2 protein-coding genes are annotated in these 1,217 nt (G+C 46.9%); both read left to right on the top strand.

Features of this window, described 5'->3' with window-relative positions; translation table 11 throughout:
* On the top strand, nt 1–345 hold a 345-nt coding region (gene ispF, locus B3180_RS02150; RefSeq protein ID WP_286842719.1), incomplete at its 5' end, for a 2-C-methyl-D-erythritol 2,4-cyclodiphosphate synthase.
* Nucleotides 345–1,217: tRNA pseudouridine(13) synthase TruD (gene truD, locus B3180_RS02145; RefSeq protein WP_286842717.1), on the top strand; the 873-nt coding region annotated here is incomplete at its 3' end. The genes ispF and truD, both read left to right, overlap by 1 nt.

Raw genomic sequence — 1,217 nt, 5'->3', positions numbered from 1 at the left:
GTTACCGATGCTGTTTTGGGGGCTCTTGCATTAGGTGATATAGGACAGCATTTCCCAGATACCGATGAGCGGTATGCGGGTGCTGACAGCGCTGAGCTGCTAAGTCATGCCGTTCAGCTTTGTCAGGAAAAAGAATTCCGAACGGGAAATATCGACGTAACCATTGTTGCTCAGGCACCTAAAATGGCACCGCACATCGACGACATGCGAGCCAGCATTGCTCAGTGCTTAAAAACTTGTGTTGATAACGTGAATGTTAAAGCTACAACAACTGAAAAGCTCGGCTTTGTCGGGCGTGAAGAAGGTATAGCTTGCCATGCAGTGGTTCTGATGGAGTCTCTTTAATGCTGGCTCCGCAAAAAGTGACACTTAATGAGCTGCCGCGTTTAAATCATGGCGACCGGCCACAGGCTGAGTTTAAGCAAACACCGCAGGACTTTCAGGTAATTGAGCAATTGGATGTACCCGATGACGGGGAAGGCGAACATCAGTGGCTTTGGGTTAGAAAAGAAGGTGCAAACACCAATTTTTGTGCTGAAAAAATAGCGCGTTTTGCTGGCGTATCGGTAAAAAATGTGAGCTATTCAGGATTAAAAGATCGTCAGGCGGTAACCTGGCAGTGGTTTTCAGTTCAATTGCCGGGTAAAGAAACGCTGAACTGGCAAGAGTTGAACGACGAGGAAATGTCTGTCGAGCGAGTCATTCGCAGAACAAAAAAGCTAAAGTCTGGTTTTCACGACGGTAACCGATTTGTGATTCGGCTTAGCGGTGTCAGTTCTCCGCAGCAGCTGGAAGCGTTATGGAAGAGCGTTACTGAGAAGGGTGTTATAAACTATTTTGGTGAGCAACGCTTTGGTCGCAACGGCGACAACGTTGCACAGGCTGAACGCTGGTTGATGGCAAGCCGTCCTGCACGAATTAGCCGTAACAAACGAAGCTTGTATTTATCGTCTCTGCGCAGTTATTTATTCAACCAAATTGTGGCGGAACGACTGCGTCAGTTTGGGCCAGAAGGCACACTGGCGGGTGATTGTGTCATGCTAAAAGGCTCTCAGTCTGTTTTTACCGTTGAACAATGGGACGATGAACTCAGACAACGTTTTGCAAATAATGACATTTATTTAACCGCACCTCTGGTTGGCACGACCAATAAACCGTTGGTAAAAGATGAAGCAGAAGCGTTTGAATCGAGTTTATTAGAGCCTTATGAAAACTGG

Origin of the sequence: Idiomarina sp. UBA4206, assembly GCF_002383015.1 — a bacterium.
Classification (GTDB): Bacteria; Pseudomonadota; Gammaproteobacteria; order Enterobacterales; family Alteromonadaceae; genus Idiomarina; species Idiomarina abyssalis.
The sequence above is the reverse complement of the archived record's forward strand: the minus strand, read 5'-3'. Positions and strand labels throughout refer to the sequence as shown.